This window comes from Citrobacter sp. Cf136, assembly GCF_030333815.1.
Taxonomy (GTDB): Bacteria; Pseudomonadota; Gammaproteobacteria; order Enterobacterales; family Enterobacteriaceae; genus Citrobacter; species Citrobacter freundii.
Map to the genome: position 1 here is coordinate 758982 of NZ_JAOWFE010000032.1, position 21856 is coordinate 780837.

Annotated in this window: 20 protein-coding genes and 2 pseudogenes; 10 read left to right on the forward strand and 12 right to left on the reverse strand. The window is 50.8% G+C overall.

Annotated features, from left to right (window positions below; translation table 11 throughout):
- Positions 1-94: 94 nt before the first annotated feature.
- A complete protein-coding gene (locus OGV98_RS08040) occupies positions 95-703 on the forward strand; it encodes a DUF1062 domain-containing protein (protein ID WP_202581269.1) in 609 nt (202 codons plus the stop codon).
- 122 nt (positions 704-825) lie between these two features.
- Here the strand turns inward: OGV98_RS08040 and OGV98_RS08045 are convergent, their stop codons facing one another.
- The 7 genes and pseudogenes from OGV98_RS08045 to pth form a co-directional block, all read right to left on the reverse strand.
- Complete coding sequence (locus OGV98_RS08045; protein WP_202581270.1) at positions 826-1296, reverse strand: TrmO family methyltransferase domain-containing protein; 471 nt, start codon at positions 1294-1296, stop codon at positions 826-828.
- 283 nt (positions 1297-1579) lie between these two features.
- Positions 1580-1672, reverse strand: a pseudogene (locus tag OGV98_RS08050) (helix-turn-helix transcriptional regulator); the annotation flags it as partial.
- 224 nt (positions 1673-1896) lie between these two features.
- Positions 1897-2271 carry a nuclear transport factor 2 family protein gene (locus tag OGV98_RS08055; protein ID WP_202581271.1) on the reverse strand — a complete coding sequence of 125 codons (375 nt, stop codon included), beginning with the start codon at positions 2269-2271 and terminating at the stop codon, positions 1897-1899.
- 285 nt (positions 2272-2556) lie between these two features.
- The gene (locus tag OGV98_RS08060) at positions 2557-3177 is read right to left on the reverse strand and encodes a histidine phosphatase family protein (protein ID WP_042313085.1); all 621 of its coding nucleotides are present in this window, start codon (positions 3175-3177) and stop codon (positions 2557-2559) included.
- A gap of 241 nt (positions 3178-3418) precedes the next feature.
- A pseudogene (locus tag OGV98_RS08065) lies at positions 3419-4164 on the reverse strand (tyrosine-type recombinase/integrase).
- A gap of 214 nt (positions 4165-4378) precedes the next feature.
- Positions 4379-5473: a redox-regulated ATPase YchF gene (ychF, locus tag OGV98_RS08070; RefSeq protein ID WP_003020818.1), complete on the reverse strand. Its 1095-nt coding sequence runs from the start codon at positions 5471-5473 to the stop codon at positions 4379-4381.
- A gap of 115 nt (positions 5474-5588) precedes the next feature.
- Positions 5589-6173: an aminoacyl-tRNA hydrolase gene (gene pth / locus OGV98_RS08075; RefSeq protein WP_003020814.1), complete on the reverse strand. Its 585-nt coding sequence runs from the start codon at positions 6171-6173 to the stop codon at positions 5589-5591.
- A gap of 274 nt (positions 6174-6447) precedes the next feature.
- Here pth and ychH point away from each other — a divergent pair, with 274 nt between their 5' ends.
- Complete coding sequence (gene ychH, locus OGV98_RS08080) at positions 6448-6729, forward strand: stress-induced protein YchH (protein WP_003020810.1); 282 nt, start codon at positions 6448-6450, stop codon at positions 6727-6729.
- A gap of 114 nt (positions 6730-6843) precedes the next feature.
- Here ychH and lysC read toward each other — a convergent pair whose 3' ends face one another.
- Positions 6844-8205, reverse strand: a complete 1362-nt coding sequence (gene lysC, locus OGV98_RS08085) for a lysine-sensitive aspartokinase 3 (protein WP_202581272.1) — start codon at positions 8203-8205, stop codon at positions 6844-6846.
- A 608-nt stretch (positions 8206-8813) separates the two neighbouring features.
- On the opposite strand from lysC, the gene OGV98_RS08090 reads away from it, so the two are divergent.
- Together OGV98_RS08090 and OGV98_RS08095 are read left to right on the forward strand one after the other, a co-directional pair.
- Positions 8814-10199: a diaminobutyrate--2-oxoglutarate transaminase gene (locus tag OGV98_RS08090; RefSeq protein ID WP_032935444.1), complete on the forward strand. Its 1386-nt coding sequence runs from the start codon at positions 8814-8816 to the stop codon at positions 10197-10199.
- A 15-nt stretch (positions 10200-10214) separates the two neighbouring features.
- A complete protein-coding gene (locus tag OGV98_RS08095) occupies positions 10215-11678 on the forward strand; it encodes a pyridoxal phosphate-dependent decarboxylase family protein (protein WP_134215451.1) in 1464 nt (487 codons plus the stop codon).
- Positions 11679-11798: 120 nt separating this feature from the next.
- On the opposite strand, the gene dauA is transcribed toward OGV98_RS08095, so the two are convergent.
- The 4 genes from dauA to lolB all read right to left on the reverse strand — a co-directional run bounded on the left by dauA (position 11799) and on the right by lolB (position 16291).
- Complete coding sequence (gene dauA / locus OGV98_RS08100; protein WP_003020797.1) at positions 11799-13481, reverse strand: C4-dicarboxylic acid transporter DauA; 1683 nt, start codon at positions 13479-13481, stop codon at positions 11799-11801.
- Between the two features lie 124 nt (positions 13482-13605).
- The gene (prs, locus tag OGV98_RS08105) at positions 13606-14553 is read right to left on the reverse strand and encodes a ribose-phosphate diphosphokinase (RefSeq protein WP_001518537.1); all 948 of its coding nucleotides are present in this window, start codon (positions 14551-14553) and stop codon (positions 13606-13608) included.
- Positions 14554-14819: 266 nt separating this feature from the next.
- Positions 14820-15671 carry a 4-(cytidine 5'-diphospho)-2-C-methyl-D-erythritol kinase gene (gene ispE, locus OGV98_RS08110; RefSeq protein ID WP_032935447.1) on the reverse strand — a complete coding sequence of 284 codons (852 nt, stop codon included), beginning with the start codon at positions 15669-15671 and terminating at the stop codon, positions 14820-14822.
- Complete coding sequence (gene lolB / locus OGV98_RS08115) at positions 15668-16291, reverse strand: lipoprotein insertase outer membrane protein LolB (protein WP_032935449.1); 624 nt, start codon at positions 16289-16291, stop codon at positions 15668-15670. Before lolB ends, ispE begins: the two co-directional genes overlap by 4 nt.
- 211 nt (positions 16292-16502) lie before the next feature.
- On the opposite strand from lolB, the gene hemA reads away from it, so the two are divergent.
- The 6 genes from hemA to kdsA are packed head-to-tail and all read left to right on the forward strand — an operon-like array spanning position 16503 to position 21807.
- Entirely contained in the window at positions 16503-17759 is a 1257-nt protein-coding gene (gene hemA, locus OGV98_RS08120) for a glutamyl-tRNA reductase (protein WP_003020789.1), read from the forward strand.
- 41 nt (positions 17760-17800) lie between these two features.
- The gene (gene prfA, locus OGV98_RS08125; protein ID WP_003020786.1) at positions 17801-18883 is read left to right on the forward strand and encodes a peptide chain release factor 1; all 1083 of its coding nucleotides are present in this window, start codon (positions 17801-17803) and stop codon (positions 18881-18883) included.
- Positions 18883-19716 (forward strand): peptide chain release factor N(5)-glutamine methyltransferase, encoded by an 834-nt coding sequence (gene prmC, locus OGV98_RS08130; protein ID WP_048232145.1) that lies wholly within the window; start codon positions 18883-18885, stop codon positions 19714-19716. The genes prfA and prmC overlap by 1 nt, the downstream gene beginning before the upstream one ends.
- A complete protein-coding gene (sirB2, locus tag OGV98_RS08135; RefSeq protein WP_003020779.1) occupies positions 19713-20105 on the forward strand; it encodes an invasion regulator SirB2 in 393 nt (130 codons plus the stop codon). Before prmC ends, sirB2 begins: the two co-directional genes overlap by 4 nt.
- Before the next feature lie 2 nt (positions 20106-20107).
- Positions 20108-20917, forward strand: coding sequence for an invasion regulator SirB1 (gene sirB1, locus OGV98_RS08140; RefSeq protein WP_003020775.1), 810 nt, complete (start codon positions 20108-20110; stop codon positions 20915-20917).
- 35 nt (positions 20918-20952) lie between these two features.
- Positions 20953-21807 carry a 3-deoxy-8-phosphooctulonate synthase gene (gene kdsA / locus OGV98_RS08145; protein ID WP_003020772.1) on the forward strand — a complete coding sequence of 285 codons (855 nt, stop codon included), beginning with the start codon at positions 20953-20955 and terminating at the stop codon, positions 21805-21807.
- Positions 21808-21856: the final 49 nt, after the last annotated feature.

Consider the following 21856-nt stretch of genomic DNA (forward strand, 5'->3'; position numbering starts at 1 on the left):
CGCTGAAAAATATCGATTAAATATTTTTCACACATAAATACTCATGGTCCGTTCAGTACGGATCCGGTTTTATATGGGTTAAAAAAGGTACGTTATGAAAGTTACATGGACCGTCACGCCTGTGGGGTACCAGCGCATCGTGAAACGCTGCCCTTCATGCAACATTAAACGGGACTTCACGCCGTCAGGTGCATTTCGGGTTAATTCGCAAAAGAAAGTGCTGGATGTGTGGAGTATCTATAAATGCACACACTGTGATTACACCTGGAATATCTCCTTGTTTTCGCGCCTGCACGTCAGCAAAATCGACCGCCAGCTTTATCATCGGCTAATGACAAACGATGCCGCCACGGTACAGCACTTTGCCAGTGATATCGCGATGCTGAAGCGGAACAACGCTGAACTATCGGGTCGGCCTGATTTTACCGTTCAGGAGCGCTGGCCGGTAAGCATCACTGCCCACCAGCGGGTCCGCGTTAGTGTCAGGATTTCCCGTTCATTTCAGGTCAGCTTGTTGTCGATTTTGAAGCAGCAGCTCATGCTGAGCGCTGGTGAAATTCAGAGAGGGCTGGACGCAGGGCAGATCACCGGCGTTACGATGAAGCTGCTTAAATCGAGGAGGCTGAAGACTGCTGAATATGAATTCCAGCTGTCTACGGAAACGTTGTTCGCCCGGCGTAGGATTGCACTTTGTCCGGGCTGAAATAGTTGCAACGTATAAGACTCCTTAGTGAATTAATTTCATGTAGATAAGGGCGGAAAATATCCGCCCTTTGTTACTAAAACTATTACAGCGGTTATAGGATCAGGCTTTCAATGATGTGCTTAATGACTGAAAACTGAAGCCCAGTCGAATTCAGCGGAGTCCTCCAGTGAAATTGGCCAGCTAGCCAGATAAGATGGCGTTTTAGGTATTTCTACACGATCTAAACAAGGTATATAGGGTTTGATATCTACTACTGAGCTACCCTCATTAGCGTCAATCCATGAGACCACGAGTAGTCCTTTATCTAAATCAACATGTAAGATTTCTGTTGTTGTTAGCGCGATAGGATTTGGACGTTCCGGTGACCGTGTGGCAAATACCCCCATATCATCTGGCGAATAGGGCGTTGATGTAACCATGTTCAGAGGAGATAAGGCGTTATTGCAGTCATGACTCCACCATAAAATGTTGACATGACTGTACCCTTCTAGACCCTGCAAACCGTTTCGGTAAGAGGGATGCAGAGAGATTTTTACGGTGTCTTCTGTCAGGTCAAATTTACCAATTTCATTCAGCTTCATTTCATTCATAGCATATTCCTTAATAAAAATATTAGAAATTTTTAAATTCAGAATTGCCGTCGACGACTAAAGCTATGCTGAATTAACTATTAAGGGGATGCAAGAGAAAAAATTCTAAAGGTGACTGTCAAACATGAAGGCCTTAAGAATTAATGTTTAAAAGGTACGTAGTGACTTCTGGATGTATTTTTATCAATATCATGCATTCTCTAAGTCTTGGGTCTGGACTATGGGTAGATAATTTTGATAAGGACAGTTAATGAATGATACGGCTTTTATGACGATGCTGGGCTTAATAGCATTCACGTGAATCCGCAATGCGTTGCTGTAACCATAATTCGACTTCGCTTTTCTTCCTGCGGGAGTTGCGGTCCAGCTTAATTGGCTATCCGTGCTAATTGCTATTAACAATAGAACTAATAAAAATGGTGCGGATACTAACTCAGTGATTAATTTCTATAAAAAGCATTTAGAATAATATCTTAAAAATATTTAACACATTGATTTTAAAAGAATAGGATGTGTTTTAATGCACTATTGACTTTATATGATTTTTTAAGGGGGTATTATGCCTCCCTTAATACACACCTTAAGAGTTTTGCAAACTATTCATAAAGGTATGTATGGATTTTGTTCAACAGGCAAATTGTGCGGTTTTAAGAAGGATAGCTTATCCCAATAGCCTCTTTGAAATATAATTTTATTATTTACTATTTGAAAAAAACCGCAACCTCTCAAACCTAATGGGGCACGCCACTCTAAAATTGCCCATTGTCCATCTTCGAAAATGTTTTCAACGATACAAACCATTTCTGGAATTGAAAAATCTTGTTCAAACATTTTCTTTATAGCCTCTTTCCCAATAACTGGCTCATTGGCTACCTGATGGTTTATTGCATTATCATCATATAATTCTGAAATCATTTCTGCATCTGCATTATTAAATGCGTCAACCCATTGGCAAAGTATTTCTTTTGGCTTCATATAAATTACCTCCAGACCTGTAAATATTTCTTTTTCATAGCATAATATCAAAATTTTATCAAATTCAAATTTTATTTAAAGCACAGGGAAACTTTTGAAATGCAATAATAACTCTGAACTGCTCCCCACAGATTGATGCAGATAGATGTTGGCAACGTCGGCTCTTGGCACACAGTGGACGAGCTAACTGAGATGAAGGTCCGCAGTGAGCGAGGAGCTGACATTGTGCTTAAATAATAATGATGGCTCTGGCAGGATGGGTGTTCAATGATTGCAAGGTGACCACTAATTCAGGTGACGTAAATGTGTAGCAATCCCCCACTTTAGGCCGATACATTTTCCATTAATCAGGTCGATAACAGAATAACTTGCATTGGGGTGAGCATAGCGAGGGAAACTATTGACAGTCCCTTCTTTAAGAATTGCCAGAGTGCCCTGACTGACATGCCCGTGAGACACAATACATATTGTTTGTTGATGTGATGAAGTATCTTCCAGGTTTTGTAAAAAACGCATAACTCGCTGAGAAGCATGCGCCAGTGACTCCCCCCCAGGTGGACAATACTCTGCATCAAGCCTGAATAATGCATTTGCATCGTTCGGATGTTTTTGTCTGAGTAGTTCTAACGGCATACCTTCAAACTGACCAAAGGCCTGCTCTTTAAGGGCCGGTTCAGCCGTCAGTGAACAGCGAAAGTGTTCAGCCAGGCTTTGCCCCATTTGCCAGGCACGTCCAAGCGGAGAAGCGTAAACACGCTCTATTTGATACTCACTTGCACTAAAGGCTGCTAGTAGGACGGATGTTTCACGCAAACCCCGACAGGTCAAGGAGCTATCGCTGTGCCCCTGAATAATTCCTTCCAAATTCCACTCTGTTTCTGCGTGTCGAACAAGTATCAATTTCATCGTTAGCGGGCCATGCTCGTTGTTGATCAAAATGCCCCAACAGCGCGATGTCAAACACACACCGTTGAAGCAGCAGAAGGCTTTCCGGTTTTGGAAATAATGAACAAGTGTAGCTTATTGCCGTTATGCAGCGGCTCTGGGTGTGAGGCGCTGAATTTTATCCGTAGTTAACTTCCGCTTATGGCACAAAGTGGACCCTGAGGAATGAGTTTATCTCGTGGTTCACTAAGTGCACTAAGTTCTACTCGGATCCTGCTACCCGTTTGTCCAACATATCAGGCCATTCCTGCATCATCACTTTACGCTCATCAAGATAAGTTGCATGATTGTATGTGCGACGAACATTGTTGGTATCAGCGTGCGCAAGTTGGCCCTCAATAGCATCAGGTCGATAGCCCATTTCGTTTAAACGCGTACTTCCTGTAGTTCGGGTAGCATGGGGACTATAAATGCCACTCCATCCGAGGCTTTTAAGTAGCTGGCGCAGCGAGTGCGATGTCATTGGTCCTAGCGGATTATCTCTGCCAGGGAAAAGGTGCTGCCGATGCCCGGTTAATCCCTGTAGTGTTCTGAGCATTTTGACAGCTTGGAAAGGTAGGGGAATAACGTGTTCTCTGCGGGCCTTCATTCGCGCTGCCGGAATGGTCCATAGGGCGTTATCAAGATCGAATACTCTTTGGCGATCAGCTCAAAGGTGTTAGAAGCGTCATTGACCTTGCGGATCTTATCTAACTGACGAGCCTGTGTTGGGCTAACTCCATCTGCGACTTGCTTACGCGCTTGCTCGCATTTCTCGCGGGCTTCGGCAAGTTTGACTGTCGGGTACTAACCCAGCGCAAACATGCTGGATTTACCGTTGAGTTTAAACCGATAGCGCCATGCCTTTTTGCCATTGGGTTTCACTTCGAGGTAGAGACCGTTGAAATCATTGAGTCGATATAGTTTTTCTTTCGGCTTGGCAGTGTGGCATTGCGTATCGGTGAGCATAACGGGGCCTTGTTTATTTATTATACCGTTATTGCACTCACTTAAAATGAAGATGGAAGAATGTTGTACTCATCCATGTACTCATTTTTGACAGCGTTGTTACGAGATAAGTTGAGACTTTATGAAATGAAAAATCCACGCAATTGCGTGGATTTTATAAATTTTTTCGATTCTTATGAGATTCAGTGAAACCTCATGAGACAACAAATTCTATTTAGACGTTGAACAGGAAGTTCATGATATCGCCATCTTTGACGATATAGTCCTTACCTTCGGCACGCATTTTCCCAGCTTCTTTCGCACCTTGCTCACCTTTATAGGTGATGAAATCTTCAAACGCGATGGTTTGTGCGCGGATAAAGCCTTTCTCGAAGTCGGTATGGATTTTACCGGCTGCCTGCGGAGCCGTGGCACCGACAGGAATGGTCCATGCACGGACTTCTTTCACGCCAGCGGTGAAGTAGGTCTGCAGGTTCAGCAATTCGTAACCAGCACGGATAACGCGGTTCAGGCCCGGCTCTTCCAGACCCATTTCAGCCATGAATTCTTCACGGTCAGCATCATCGAGTTCTGCAATATCAGCTTCAACGGCAGCACAAACGGCAACCACAACAGAACCTTCGGCAGCCGCGATTTCGCGCACTTTGTCGAGGTACGGGTTGTTCTCAAAACCGTCTTCGTTGACGTTAGCGATATACATGGTTGGCTTCAGGGTCAGGAAGCTCAGGTATTTGATGGCCGCTTTGTCTTCGTCAGTCAGCGTTTTCAGCGCGCGCAGCATGCCGGCGTTTTCCAGCTGTGGCAGGCATTTTTCCAGCGCAGCCAGTTCCGCTTTAGCGTCTTTGTCGCCGCCTTTTGCCTTCTTCTGCACACGATGGATAGCGCGCTCACAGGTGTCGAGGTCGGACAACGCCAGCTCGGTATTGATAACCTCGATGTCGTCAGCGGGATCCACTTTGTTATTAACGTGGATGATGTTGTCGTTTTCAAAGCAACGCACCACGTGGCCGATAGCTTCGGTTTCACGGATGTTCGTCAGAAACTGGTTACCCAGACCTTCACCTTTGGACGCGCCTTTTACCAGACCGGCAATGTCGACGAATTCCATCGTTGTAGGCAGGATACGCTGTGGTTTGACGATTTCGGCCAGCTGATCCAGACGCGGATCGGGCATCGGGACAACACCCGTGTTCGGCTCGATAGTACAGAACGGGAAGTTTGCCGCTTCAATACCCGCTTTTGTGAGCGCGTTGAACAGGGTGGATTTGCCTACGTTTGGCAAACCGACGATACCGCATTTGAATCCCATGTTTAAATCACCTTAATCTTTTGATATTCAACCTGTTATGGAAAACAGATTGTAGAAATGTAAATAACTTTGCCTATTATACACAGCACGCGAGAAAAATGCCGCACATCACTGCTTATTGCGCTTTAAAGGTGTGTAACCGGCTCGTAGCTTTGGTCAGGCCATCTTTGAACAAAATCTCGGTACAACGTGCCGCTTCGTCAATCGCTTCATCAATTAACTTCTGTTCTGAAACAGGCGGTTTGCCTAAAACAAATCCGACAACTTTGTTTTTATCGCCCGGATGGCCAATTCCAACGCGTAAACGATGAAAGTTGGGGTTATTACCTAATTTGCTAATGATGTCTTTCAGGCCATTATGTCCGCCATGACCTCCGCCAAGCTTAAATTTGGCGACGCCAGGAGGCAGGTCTAATTCATCGTGCGCGACCAAAATTTCATCGGGGTTGATACGATAAAAACTGGCCATCGCACCGACGGCCTTGCCGCTAAGATTCATAAATGTGGTCGGTACCAGCAGACGGACATCTTCACCTTCAAGCGTTACTCGGGAGGTGTAACCGAAGAATTTCGGCTCATCGCGCAGGGGGGCGCGTAATCTCTCTGCCAGTAGATCGACATACCATGCGCCTGCGTTGTGTCGCGTTGCCGCATACTCTGCGCCGGGGTTCGCCAGGCCGACAATCAATTTAATCGCCACTTGTTTTGTCCTGAGTGTTTCGATAAACGACGTGTAGTTTACTGTCTGACGGTGCGCTTGACAAAAAACTGCGTGCTTATCGCCAAAAGCTGAATAATTGCACAAATGGACTATTAGAAAATGAGTATGTTCAGTGGCTTATTTGTAAAGTTTTGTTGCGTGAGTGTTTGTAATTGTGATCGCTCCCGCACTTGCGAACGGCAGTGTTGTCTATACTTTACACATAAGGATTAGGGGTATTCCCTGTAACAACCCAAAGTTCCGGAGGTGACACATGAAACGCAAAAACGCTTCGCTACTCGGTAACGTGCTCATGGCTTTAGGGTTGGTGGTAATGGTTGTGGGTGTGGGTTATTCAATTTTAAACCAGTTGCCGCAATTTAATCTGCCGCAGTTTTTCGCACATGGTGCGGTGCTCAGTATTTTTGTTGGCGGTATTCTCTGGTTAGCAGGTGCCAGAGTGGGTGGACATGAACAAATCAGTGACCGTTACTGGTGGGTACGTCATTATGACAAACGCTGTCGTCGTGGTGACACCAATCACCGTCATAACTAAATCCTCCCTCTGTTGAAAGGGCGGGGGTCAGAATGAAGAGCCTTGGTTATAAAACCAGGGCTCTGCTTGTTCATGATCATTGCTTAAACTGGATGCGACAGAATAAGAGAAGAATTATTCGAATAACCGGTAATGTAATGCTCTAACCGCGCTGTCTGCATCGTCAGCCGGTAACAGGATGCACAGGTTGTCGTTCGATGCTCCATGGCAAATCATTCGTACCGTATGCTCTTCAAGCCAGGCAAAAACGTCTTTGCAAACTCCCGCAGCCTGTGTGAGTTGATTCCCCACCAAAGTGACCAACGCCAGCCCGGTTTCCACTTCTACACGACAGTGGGAGGATAATGCGGTAAACAATGCGGTGGTCAGCACATGGTCTTCACCTGAGGTTGCATGAGTGGCGTCCAGCACCAGCGCAATACTATTCTCTGAGGTTGTAACCAAATCCACCGTAACCGCGTGGCGAGCTAAAATGGCGAAGGAATGCGCCAGGAAAGAGCAGGAAGGTTGCTTCTCCAGACTGTGTAACCTCAACAGCGTCTGTTTACGACGCACGGCGATCGCACGATAGCGAGGTGGATTATCGGTGGTGTTGTGCACCAACGTACCTCCGGCGGCAGTATCCTTACTTGAGCCAACAAAGACCGGAATGCTTTTACGCATTGCCGGGAGTAGCGTAGCCGGGTGGAGGACCTTCGCACCGTAGGCGGCCATATCGCTGGCCTCGGAAAATGAGATATGGTCGATTCGTTTGGCCCGCGGTGCAATGCGTGGGTCGGTGGTGTAGATCCCTGCGACGTCGGTCCAGATGTCAACGCGTGTGGCGTGAAGTGCCTCACCGAGAAGCGTAGCCGTGTAATCACTACCGCCGCGTCCAAGCGTTGTGGTGTGTCCTGCGGCATCTCGCCCGATAAATCCCTGAGTCACCATAATCGCTTGCTCAAGACGAGGGCGCAGGTGAGTCTCCACCTGGTGGTGCAGTGTGCCAAGCTCGGGTTCGGCGCAGCCGAAGTTCGCGTTAGTACGCATCACGCTGCGGGCGTCAAACCACCCGGCCTCGGCCTGCCGTTCACGTAAGACTTCAGTAAACAGTAGTGACGACATCAGCTCGCCATGGCTGACTAATTCATCGCTTAACGCATCAGACGGTGAAACCATCGCCGTTTGTGCAAGACGCTGTATGTTGTTGAGAAGATTATCGATTTCCGTGCTGATAACGGAAGGCTGCTTCAGGCGGGAAATAATGTTGTATTGGATGGCGCGTAAAGTCTCAAGCTTATCTAATTGTTGATGCGTTTCCAGACCTTCAGAAAGCTCGACCAGTAAGTTTGTCACGCCTGCTGAAGCAGACAAAACGACTAAACGGACATCTTGATCAGCAAGGACAATGCTGGCGCTTCGGTTCATCGCATCAAAATCAGCGACGCTGGTGCCGCCAAATTTGGCAACGACGGATGGTGGATAAATGCGAGTCATAACAATCTCATATCAGGGCGCCATAAAAGTATGGCTAGAAAATTTTCATTCTCGGCATAAGGGAACAAAGTTCGCCTTACGAAATGTCCGCCCGCGAACATTTCTGCTGACAACCCAGGGTATACCTGTTGTCGATAACGAGTGTCGCCTGTACGCGTTACCGGGTGCTGCGCATTAATTTTATTTACAAAGCCTGCAAATAAGCGCGCCATACTAAGTGATTTATATTAAGGGATCGACTTTTTTATTCGATTTATAGGCAAATAAGTGAAAAATCATGTCGTAACAAGAAAGCGCCTACATTATTAATGGTAAAAACGTGTAAAAAAATAATAAAAACATGAAAATCTCATGGTTTTTATAACATCGTAAGCGCTGCAATTGGCTACAGTATTGTTAATTTAATAGCTATATTTGTTTAGGATTTAGTAATGATTGAAGAAGGTTATGCGCTGAAATTTAAGGAAAAAATGCTTATTTGAGACGTCTAAAAATAAATGATTGAGTCCCAAGCTAAAACAACATATATTAGCCGCGCTTTTTTACAGGTAATCCTTATAACCATTTATTCAATCAGGCGTTAATCTACACCTGGTTGTAGGAGTGATATGATGACGGATAAAGTCCGTATTGATACTTTAAGTGCTAATTCATTACCACAGAGCAATGATACCTTTTTAGCAAGACAGGCTGAGTTTGAATCTAATGTCCGCAGCTATCCACGTAAACTGCCATTAGCAATCGCTAAAGCGCAGGGCGTCTGGATTACTGATGTAGAAAATAATCAATATCTTGATTGCCTGGCAGGTGCCGGAACCCTGGCGCTTGGTCATAACCATCCTGAAGTGCTGCAGAGCATTCAAAGTGTCATCACAAGCGGCTTACCGTTACATACGCTTGACCTTACCACGCCGTTAAAAGATGAATTCTCATCATATTTACTTTCTTTATTACCGGGCCAGGGCAAAGAATATTGCCTGCAGTTCACCGGTCCGTCCGGCGCAGATGCCGTTGAAGCGGCGCTGAAGCTGGCGAAGAAAGTTACTGGTCGTTCCAGCATCATCAGTTTCTCCGGTGGCTACCACGGGATGACACACGGCGCGCTGTCCGTGACCGGTAACCTGTCGCCGAAAGAAGCGGTCAGCAATATGATGGCGGAAGTGCAGTTTATGCCATATCCACATCAGTACCGTTGCCCGCTGGGTATCGGCGGCGACGCTGGCGTCAAAGCATTAACCTACTACTTCGAAAACCTGATCAACGACGTTGAAAGCGGCGTGCGTAAACCGGCTGCCGTAATCCTCGAAGCGGTGCAGGGCGAAGGTGGCGTGAATCCGGCTCCGGTCGAATGGCTGCAACGCATTCGTAAAGTGACTCAGGAACACGGCATTCTGCTGATCATCGATGAAGTTCAGGCTGGATTTGCACGTACCGGTAAACTGTTCGCCTTCGAACACGCCGGTATTGAACCTGATATCATCGTGATGTCCAAAGCGGTTGGCGGCGGTCTGCCACTGGCGGTACTGGGCATTAAAAAGCAATTCGATGCGTGGGCTCCGGGCCACCACACTGGCACCTTCCGCGGCAACCAACTGGCGATGGCGACCGGTCTGACAACGCTGAAGATCCTCAAAGACGACAAGATTGCCGATAAAGTTGCCGCCCAGGGCGAGTGGCTGAAAGGCAAACTGACTGACCTGCAGAAACGCTACCCGGTTATCGGTCAGGTGCGTGGTCTGGGCCTGATGATCGGCCTGGAAATCGTGAAGCCGAACGAAGCGCAGGATCATATGGGTTGCTACCCGGCTGATGGCGAGCTGTCTGCGTTGCTGCAGAAGAAATGCTTCGAAAACGGGCTGATTCTGGAGCGTGGTGGCCGCAACGGCTGCGTGCTGCGTCTGCTGCCGTCTCTGCTGATCACCAACGCTGAGCTGGAAATTTTCCTCGATAAATTCGAAAACGCCCTGCTGGGCGCTGGCGTGAAGCCGGTTTAAACGGAGTTGGATCGAATGTCAGACGTAAACCCGATTCTGTCCGGCTCGGCGCAAAGCATCGCCGCCTATCAGGACGCTATCGAGCAGAGTACGCAAGCGGTCGTTGAATGGTTGAAGCAGCCTGAGATGTATCAGGGCAAAACCGTTGAGCAACTGCGTGAACGTATCAACCTGAATTTTACGTCTCAGGGCCTGGGCAACCAGGCCGCTATTGAGCGTGCGGTTGAATACTTTCTCAAAGACAGCCTGTTGGTTCACCATGCTCAGTGCGTGGCGCATCTGCACTGCCCAAGTCTGGTGATTAGCCAGGCGGCGGAAGTGCTGATCAACGCCACTAACCAGAGTATGGACTCATGGGACCAAAGCCCGTCGGCCACGATCATTGAGATCAAACTGATCGAATGGCTTCGCGAGCAGGTGGGTTACGCGGCAGGCGATGCGGGCGTATTTACCAGCGGCGGCACCCAGAGTAACCTGATGGGCCTGATGCTGGCGCGCGATGCCTTCTTCGCTCGCAAGGGACATTCCATTCAGCAAGATGGTCTGACCGGTGATCTGAGCAAAATTAAAGTGTTCTGCTCTGAAAGCGCGCACTTTTCCGTGCAGAAGAACATGGCGTTAATGGGGCTGGGTTACCGCTCCGTCACCCAGGTGAAGACCGATGCGTTTTCACGCATGGATCTGGCTGACCTGAAAGACAAGCTGGCCCAGGCGAAAGCCAACGGCGAGCAGGTGATGGCCATTGTCGCGACGGCTGGCACGACAGATGCGGGCGCCATCGATCCGTTAGCGGATATTGCGACGCTGGCGGCAGAACATCAGATCTGGATGCACGTGGATGCTGCATGGGGCGGGGCGTTACTGCTTTCTGAGCAGTATCGTCACTTCCTCAACGGCCTTGAGCTGGCAGATTCCGTGACGCTGGATTTCCACAAACAGTTCTTCCAGACCATCAGCTGCGGTGCGTTCCTGTTAAAAGATGCACGCCACTACGAGCTGATGCGTTACCAGGCGGCGTACCTGAACTCTGATTTCGATGAAGAGGCTGGCGTACCAAACCTGGTATCGAAGTCGCTGCAGACCACGCGTCGTTTCGATGCGCTGAAGCTGTGGATGGGCCTCGAAGCGCTGGGCAAAAAGCAGTATGCCGAAATCATTGATAATGGCGTAACGCTGGCGCGTGATGTTGCTGAGTTTGTCAAAACCCAGTCGCATCTTGAACTGGTGATGGAACCACAGCTGGCAAGCGTGCTGTTCCGCTTCCGTCCTGAAAGCGACGATATGGCGTTCGTTGCGCTGCTGAACCAGCGTATTGGCGACGTGCTGCTGGCTTCAGGTAGCGCCAACGTCGGCGTGACAGAAGCGGATGGCATCACCTGCCTGAAGTTGACGCTGCTGAACCCGACGGTATGCCTGGAAGATGTGAAAGTCCTGCTGACCAGCGTGAAGGCAACGGCATTGAGCATTTTAAGCGCGTAATTGCCCGGTGGCACTGCGTTTATCGGGCCTACGGGGTCGGCACAACGTTTGGGTTTTGTAGGCCGGATAAGCGAACCTTATCCGGCAATAAAAAGGCTCCCGTTCACGGGAGCCTTTTTGCTATTTAATATCCGCTAAAGCGGCGTCTTTATTCGGGAAAAATGCCAGACGACCGGGGATCGGCTGAATACCCGCGCGCGCCATGGTGCGCAGCGGCTGAAATTCCAGGTTAGATACCCGCAGCTCGCAGCCTTCAGGCAGCTTTTTCACAAAGCGCTGGAAAGCGTCCAGACCACCGGCATCCAGTACCGGGACCGCGTCCCACTTCAAGACTACGATGCGTTTACCTTCAATACGCGACTCGAGATCGGTAAATAATCCTTCCGCCGCGGCAAAGAATAGCGGGCCAATGACGCGCAACACCAGCACATCGTCCGGTACGTCTACGTTGACCGGCGCCAGACGCGTCATGCGCGCAATACGACGCATAAACAGTAGAGATGCAAGAACGATACCGACGCTGATGGCGATAACCATATCGAACAGCACCGTCAGCGACATACACATCAGCATAACGATGATGTCGTCTTTCGGCGCATGACGCAGCAAATCCACCACTTTATGCGCTTCACTCATGTTCCATGCCACCATTAGCAGCAGGGCGGCCATGGCGGAAAGCGGTAACCAGGAAAGCAGCGGTGCAAGCACCAACAGGGCTAGGATCACCAGAATCGCATGGATAACCGCTGAGATTGGCGATGTTGCACCCGCGCGGACGTTTGCCGCAGAACGGGCAATTGCCGCCGTGGCGGTGATACCGCCAAAGAACGGTGCGACGATGTTGCCCAGTCCCTGACCAATCAGCTCACTGTTAGCTTTGTGTTTGGTGCCGGTCATCCCATCGAGTACGACGGCGCACAGCAGAGATTCGATCGCCCCGAGCATTGCCATCGAGAATGCTGCCGGTAACAGCGCCTGTAACGAGCTCCAGCTCAGGGTAAAATTTGACTCTGGCATATTCCACGGTAATACCAATTGCGGCAGCAACTGTGGGATACCATTGCCCTGCGAGCCGTCAGCCAGAATATAGTGGAACTGAGATCCGATGGTGGCGACATGGCCGCCGGTGAGGTTCACGATACCCATTACCGCACAGCCTGCCAGGAGTGCGGGAAGGTGGCCCGGTAATCGGATACCCAGACGCGGCCAGAAAATCAGGATCCCCAGTGTCACCACGCCAATCGCGGCATCACCCACGTTGATGGTTGGCAAAGCCATAAATAGCGCGCCCACCTTCTGCAAATAGTGCTCTGGCACGTGGGTCATTTGCAGGCCGAGAAAATCTTTAATCTGCATGGTACCGATGGTGATACCGATACCTGAGGTAAAACCTAACGTCACGGACACCGGAATATATTCGATCAAACGACCAAAGCGGGCGAGGCCGAAAAGGATCAGGAATATCCCGGACATGAGCGTGGCAACCAGCAGGCCTGCCAGCCCAAACTGTTGCGACACCGGATACAGAATCACCACGAAGGCGGCGGTTGGGCCAGATACGCTAAAGCGCGAGCCCCCGGTAAGGGCGATAACAATCCCAGCAACGGCTGAGGTATACAGACCGTACTGCGGTGCAACGCCACTGCCTATTGCCAGCGCCATCGCCAGTGGAATGGCAATGATCCCAACCGTTATCCCGGCGATCAGGTCGCGGGTGAAGCGGGAAGCAGTATATTTTTCTTTCCAACAAGCGTCGATGAGGGCGCGGAAAGGCATCACATGTGAGGAAAATAATCTGTTCACAATAATGTTTCATCCATGGGCGCATCATCTGTCAACTGAATGGCAGGTGAAGGAGGCAAAAGTCATACAAATAAATATTACAGATAAAAAAACCCGCCGCAGCGGGTTTTTGAGCCGGGCTCGATTAATGCTCGAACATAGCAGAGATGGATTCTTCGTTGCTGATACGACGAATCGCTTCGGCCAGCATACCCGACAGGGTCAATGTACGCACGTTTGGCAGTGCTTTGATTTCGTCAGTCAGTGGAATGGTGTCACAGACAACGACTTCATCAATCACTGAGTTGCGCAGGTTGTTTGCCGCATTACCTGAGAAGATCGGGTGGGTTGCGTAAGCAAATACGCGTTTTGCACCACGTTCTTTCAGTGCTTCTGCTGCTTTGCACAGCGTACCGCCGGTATCGATCATGTCATCAACCAGTACGCAGTCACGACCTGCAACGTCACCAATAATGTGCATCACCTGAGAAACGTTCGCACGCGGGCGACGTTTGTCGATGATAGCCATATCGGTATCGTTCAGCAGTTTAGCGATAGCGCGGGCACGCACGACGCCACCGATATCCGGAGAAACCACAATCGGGTTGTCCAGGTTCAGCTGCAGCATGTCTTCTAACAGGATCGGGCTACCAAATACGTTATCAACCGGTACATCGAAGAAGCCCTGGATCTGTTCAGCATGCAGGTCAACGGTGAGGACGCGGTCAACGCCAACGCTGGACAGGAAATCAGCGACGACTTTAGCGGTAATCGGTACACGAGCGGAACGTACGCGACGATCCTGACGTGCATAGCCGAAGTAAGGAATAACGGCGGTGATACGGCCTGCGGAAGCACGGCGCAGCGCATCAACCATAACGACCAATTCCATCAGGTTGTCGTTAGTAGGGGCACAAGTGGACTGGATGATGAAAATATCACCACCGCGTACATTTTCATTAATTTGTACGCTGACTTCGCCGTCGCTAAAGCGACCTACAGCGGCGTCGCCGAGTGAAGTGTACAGGCGGTTGGCAATACGTTGTGCTAGTTCCGGGGTGGCGTTACCAGCAAAAAGCTTCATATCAGGCACGAGAAGAACCTCAGGCATGCGTCCATTGGTGGAAAGAATCTGCCGAAAACTGTGCGGGCCAGGCAGTATCCTCTCCATGCGGTGTATTAAAGAGCGCGATGCAACGTCTGGAACAGGGTGACGTTGTCACCGCAACTCAGCTTGCCCGGCTTACTCGTTATCCTTCGTGTTTCATGTTCGCTGGCATTAATTCCTCACATCAGTCACATACTTTTGTATGCTCCTGGCGGTTCGTCATTTCGCCATCTTCCTGAAACCAGAAGGATTTAGAGTAACGCTCTGTGCAATGGGGAGAGGTTGACGCCTTTCGCCACAAAGCCTTTGAGCCATTCCGGGGCTTGCTCAAGCACCTGGCGAGCACGAGACTCAGTGTCAAATTCAGCAAAGACACAAGCCCCTGTACCAGTCAGGCGCGACGGCGCGTATTCTAACAGCCAGGAAAGCGCCGCATCAACCTCGCGAAAACGTTTTCTTGCGATAACCTCGCAATCATTGCCGAATTCACATTTTAGTAACGTTTTTATTGACCTTTTTGGCGTGTTGCGCGGGAGGTCGGGATCGTTAAAAATCACCGGTGTCGGAATGCTGACTCCTGGGTGAGCAACCAGATACCACTTTTCTTCAGGCTCGACCGGCGTCAGAATTTCTCCAACACCTTCGGCAAAGGCCGCATGGCCGCGCACGAACACGGGAACATCCGCCCCTAGGGTTAAACCGAGTGCCGCCAGTTCATCAATCGAAAGTCCACACTGCCAGAGATGGTTAAGCGCCACCAGAACGGTTGCCGCATTTGATGAACCACCGCCGAGGCCGCCGCCCATCGGCAGGCGTTTGTCGATACTGATGTCCGCACCGCTCCCTTTGGGAAGGCGATTGCTTTCAGATGCTACCTTCATCAGCAAACGTGCCGCACGGACGATCAGGTTGTCTTCGTGCGCAACGCCTTCCACCGGGGTTAACAGGCGAATTTCGCCGTCGCCACGCAGCGCAATATCTATCGTGTCGCCATAATCAAGAAACTGAAATAGCGTTTGCAGCGAGTGGTAACCGTCCGCACGTTGCCCGGTGATGTATAAAAACAGATTCAGTTTTGCCGGAGAGGGCCAATGAGTCATCATTTCACAATCCAGTTGTCCATTTTCAGCTTAATACGCTGGGAGCCGTCCGACAGCTCCATGTTTGCCGGCATCGCTGGCTGGGTTTTGCTGTCGTAGCCGCTATAGACCACTTTCCAGTTTTTACCGTCTTTGCTGTAATTCACTTCACTTAGACGGTATTGATCATCGAGTTTGTAATCGGTGGCATCTCCCGGCAGACCAAGGATCCACTGGCGCAGGCTATTCAATGGGATAGGCATGCCAGTCAGTTTGCCGATCATCTCTTCAGCGTCGTCGGCAGTGTAGTGCTTGCCTTTGTTATCGACCAGTTCGACGTTACCCGGCTGCGCATTGAGTTCCAGTTCAGTGCTGCCCAGTGGGTTGGTCAGCAGGAGACGATAGCGATCCTGACCGGTTTGCTGCCAGAAAAAGCGGGCATACACTTTCTGTTGATCGGAAATATAGGCAAACGCACCGCGCGTCTGATATTGGTTCAGGGCGCGTACTTCCTGCTGGTGCTGGCGCCACTGCGGGGAATCGGGGCTTTTGCCGGGACCTTTCGGCGCGTTGAGGGTACAGGCACTAAGAACCAGGGCCGCAAGGGGCAGCAGGCGAATCAGGCGAAAATCAGGCAGGGTCATAATGATGACAAATCCTTGAGATACGTTGCAGTTATAACTCTCAATGCTAGCGCCACCATCTGACATCGTCTACGTTCAAGTTATCTTAAATCGCTTAAATTTGTGCACTAAGCTATTACTCCAAAAGGGGTCAGTCTCTTTTATTGACCGCACGCATCCTGTATGATGCACCCAGTCTAACCTTATCAACGCTGGTACTATTCCCGCACACATGACCCTTTTAGCGCTTGGTATTAACCATAAAACGGCACCTGTATCGCTGCGAGAACGCGTAACGTTTTCGCCGGATACGCTCGATCAGGCGCTGGACAGCCTGCAAGCGCTGCCAATGGTGCAGGGCGGGGTAGTGCTGTCGACGTGTAACCGCACAGAGATTTACCTCAGCGTGGAAGAGCAGGATAACCTGCGAGAAGCGCTGATTCGCTGGCTGTGCGAATACCATAACCTCAATGAAGAAGACCTACGTAATAGCCTGTACTGGCACCAGGACAACGACGCCGTCAGTCATTTGATGCGCGTTGCCAGTGGTCTGGATTCACTGGTGCTCGGTGAACCGCAAATTTTGGGGCAGGTGAAAAAAGCATTTGCGGATTCGCAAAAAGGCCACCAGAACGCCAGTGCGCTGGAGCGCATGTTCCAGAAATCATTCTCTGTTGCTAAACGTGTACGTACAGAAACTGACATCGGTGCCAGCGCCGTGTCGGTGGCGTTTGCCGCCTGTACTCTGGCGCGGCAGATATTTGAATCGCTCTCAACGGTAACCGTGCTGTTAGTCGGTGCGGGCGAAACCATCGAACTGGTAGCGCGACACTTGCGCGAGCATAAAGTGAAGAAGATGATCATCGCCAACCGTACGCGCGAGCGTGCGCAGGTGCTGGCAGATGAAGTCGGCGCCGAGGTGATTTCACTGAGTGATATCGACGCGCGTTTGCAGGATGCCGATATCATTATCAGTTCTACTGCCAGTCCGCTGCCGATTATCGGTAAAGGAATGGTGGAACGCGCGCTTAAAAACCGTCGCAATCAGCCTATGTTACTGGTGGATATCGCCGTACCGCGCGATGTCGAGCCGGAAGTGGGTAAATTGTCTAACGCCTATCTGTACAGCGTTGATGACCTGCAAAGCATCATTTCGCATAACCTGGCCCAGCGCAAAGCGGCGGCGGTGGAAGCCGAAACGATTGTGGAGCAGGAAGCCAGCGAGTTTATGGCCTGGCTACGCGCCCAGGGCGCAAGCGACACTATCCGCGAGTATCGCAGTCAGTCAGAACAGATCCGTGATGAACTGACCGCTAAAGCGTTGGCCGCTCTTCAGCAGGGCGGTGATGCGCAAGCCATTATGCAGGATTTGGCCTGGAAACTGACCAACCGCCTGATCCATGCACCAACCAAATCACTTCAACAGGCCGCCCGTGATGGGGATAGTGAACGCCTGAATATTCTGCGCGACAGCCTCGGGCTGGAGTAGCAGCACACCAATCTTATTTTTTACAGGGTGCATTTACGCCTATGAAGCCTTCTATCGTTGCCAAACTGGAAGCCCTGCATGAACGCCATGAAGAAGTTCAGGCGCTGCTCGGTGATGCGGGTACTATCGCAGACCAGGATCGCTTTCGTGCGCTGTCGCGCGAATATGCGCAATTAAGCGATGTCTCTCGCTGTTTTACGGACTGGCAACAGGTTCAGGAAGATATCGAGACGGCTCAGATGATGCTCGACGATCCTGAAATGCGTGAAATGGCGCAGGATGAACTGCGCGAAGCAAAAGAGAAATGCGAGCAGCTGGAACAGCATCTGCAGGTCCTGCTGTTACCTAAAGACCCCGATGACGAACGTAACGCCTTCCTCGAAGTGCGTGCGGGAACCGGTGGTGATGAAGCGGCGCTGTTTGCCGGCGATCTGTTCCGCATGTACAGCCGTTACGCTGAATCGCGTCGCTGGCGGGTAGAGATCATGAGCGCCAGCGAAGGCGAACATGGCGGGTTTAAAGAAGTCATTGCCAAGATTAGCGGCGAAGGCGTTTACGGGCGACTGAAGTTTGAGTCCGGCGGCCATCGCGTGCAGCGCGTACCTGCGACGGAATCGCAGGGGCGTATTCATACTTCTGCCTGTACGGTCGCTGTCATGCCGGAACTGCCGGATGCCGAACTGCCGGACATCAACCCGGCCGATCTGCGTATTGATACCTTCCGTTCATCAGGCGCGGGCGGTCAGCACGTTAACACCACCGACTCCGCAATCCGTATTACCCACTTACCGACCGGTATCGTGGTGGAATGCCAGGACGAACGTTCACAGCATAAAAACAAAGCCAAAGCGATGTCGGTGCTGGGGGCGCGAATTCGTGCCGCCGAAGTGGCAAGACGTCAACAGGCAGAAGCCTCTGAACGTCGTAACCTGTTGGGCAGCGGCGATCGCAGCGATCGTAACCGCACCTATAACTTCCCGCAGGGTCGTGTGACCGATCACCGCATTAACCTGACACTCTACCGTCTGGATGAAGCGATGGAAGGCAAACTGGATATGCTGATTGAGCCGATTGTCCAGGAATACCAGGCCGACCAACTGGCGGCGTTGTCCGAGCAGGATTAATGGATTATCAGCACTGGCTGCGTGAAGCGATAAGCCAATTACAGGAAAGCGAAAGCCCGCGACGTGACGCCGAGATTTTACTCGAGTTTGTCACCGGTAAGGGGCGCACCTTTATTCTGGCGTTCGGCGAAACGGTGTTAACCGAGGCGCAGCGTCAACGGCTCGATACATTACTGGAACGCCGTCAGCGGGGTGAGCCGGTGGCACATCTGACCGGCGTGCGCGAGTTCTGGTCGCTGCCGCTGTTTGTCTCTCCGGCTACGCTTATTCCACGCCCGGATACTGAGTGTCTTGTTGAGCAGGCGCTGGCTCGTCTGCCTGCCTCTGCGTGTCGTATTCTCGATTTGGGAACCGGTACGGGCGCCATCGCGCTGGCGCTGGCAACTGAGCGTCCGGATTGTGCGGTGACCGCGGTTGACCGCATGCCCGATGCCGTGGCGCTGGCAACTCGCAACAAACAGCATCTGGCCATCGACAATGTTTGCGTGCTGCAAAGCGACTGGTTCAGTGCTTTGCAGGGGCAGCAGTTTGACATGATTGTCAGCAATCCGCCGTATATTGACGAACAGGACCCGCACCTGGCGCTTGGCGATGTACGTTTTGAGCCGCTATCGGCACTGGTGGCGGGCGAGCAGGGTATGGCGGATATCGTGCATATCATTGACCAGTCTCGACAAATGTTAACGCCCGGCGGATATCTGTTGCTGGAGCACGGCTGGCAGCAGGGACAGGCAGTCCGCGACGCCTATACTCATGCCGGTTACCAGGCGGTTGAAACCTGCCGCGACTATGGCGGCAACGAGCGAATTACGCTTGGACGCATCCCATCATGAGTACCTTCAGCGTGTTACTCAACGTCCATCTCATCAGCATTGCGCTTTCTGTTGGTCTGTTAACGCTGCGTTTTTGGTGGCGTTACACCGACTCGCGCCTTGCCTGCGCGCGCTGGACGCGCATCGTGCCGCCGGTTGTCGATACCGTTTTATTACTCAGCGGCATAGCGTTAATGGTTAAAGCGCACATCCTGCCATTCACTGAGCACGGGACATGGCTGACTGAAAAGCTGTTTGGGGTTATCATTTACATCGTTTTGGGTTTTATTGCGCTCGATTATCGTCGGGCGCGCAGTCAGCAGGCGCGATTAGTCGCATTTCCGCTGGCACTGGTGGTGCTGTACATCATCATTAAACTCGCCACCACAAAAATACCGTTACTGGGGTAAGCATGAGGTCGTTAGCTGATTTCGAATTTAATAAAGCGCCATTGTGTGATGGGATGATCCTGGCGTCGGAGTCTATCCGTCTGGATTTTCCAACACAAACTGTGTATGACGAACTGGAACGTCTGGTTAGTCTGGCGCAAGAAGAAATTAGCCAGCTCCTGTCTCAGGATGAGCAACTGGAAAAACTGCTGGCACTTTTTTACGGCGAATGGGGGTTTACGGATACCCACGGCGTCTATCGTCTTTCTGATGCATTATGGCTTGACCAGGTACTGAAAAATCGTCAGGGCAGCGCCGTATCTCTGGGCGCTATCTTGTTGTGGATTGCCAACCGACTGGAGCTACCGCTGGTGCCGGTGATTTTCCCGACACAACTCATCCTGCGTATTGAATCGCTCGATGGCGAAATGTGGCTAATCAATCCGTTCAATGGCGAAACGTTAAATGAGCACACGCTGGAAGTGTGGCTGAAGGGGAATATCAGCCCGGTCGCGGAGCTGTTTAACGAAGACCTGGATGAGGCGGATAATGCAGAAGTAATCCGCAAGCTGCTCGACACGCTGAAATCATCGCTGATGGAAGAGCGGCAAATGGAGCTGGCGCTGCGTGCCAGCGAAGCACTATTACAGTTTAATCCTGAAGATCCGTATGAAATACGCGATCGTGGATTAATCTACGCGCAGCTCGAGTGTGAACATGTTGCGCTGACCGATTTAAGTTATTTCGTTGAGCAGTGTCCGGAAGACCCGATCAGCGAAATGATTCGTGCGCAGATTAATACTATTTCGCACAAGCAAATTGTATTGCATTGATTAATGACACTTTACCTACCGTTTAAGGCGATCCTATGAAACAAAAAGTGGTTAGCATTGGCGACATCAACGTGGCAAATGACCTGCCGTTCGTGCTGTTTGGCGGAATGAACGTGCTGGAATCCCGCGATCTGGCGATGCGCATTTGTGAGCACTACGTAACCGTTACTCAAAAGCTGGGTATCCCTTACGTGTTCAAAGCCTCCTTTGATAAAGCCAACCGTTCTTCCATCCACTCTTACCGTGGACCGGGCCTTGAAGAAGGGATGAAAATCTTCCAGGAACTGAAGCAGACTTTTGGCGTAAAAGTGATCACCGACGTTCACGAAGCCAGCCAGGCGCAGCCTGTTGCTGACGTGGTGGATGTGATTCAGCTGCCGGCATTCCTCGCGCGTCAGACCGATCTGGTGGAAGCGATGGCGAAAACCGGTGCCGTTATCAACGTGAAGAAACCGCAGTTCGTAAGCCCTGGCCAGATGGGCAATATCGTGGATAAATTCCATGAAGGTGGTAACGATAAGGTTATTCTGTGCGACCGTGGCGCGAACTTTGGTTATGACAACCTGGTTGTAGACATGCTGGGCTTCAGCGTGATGAAGAAAGTCTCCGGCAACTCACCGGTGATTTTTGACGTTACCCATGCGCTGCAATGCCGTGATCCGTTTGGCGCAGCAAGCGGCGGTCGTCGTGCGCAGGTTACCGAACTGGCTCGCGCCGGTATGGCGGTAGGTCTGGCGGGTCTGTTTATTGAAGCGCATCCGGATCCAGCCAATGCGAAATGCGATGGCCCATCCGCGCTGCCGCTGGCAAAACTGGAACAGTTCCTGACGCAGATTAAAGCGATTGATGACCTGGTGAAAAGCTTCGACGAGCTGGATACTGAGAACTAATTCCTTTTGTGTGCCTGATAGAGCTTGCGCTTATCAGGTATACGAAAGG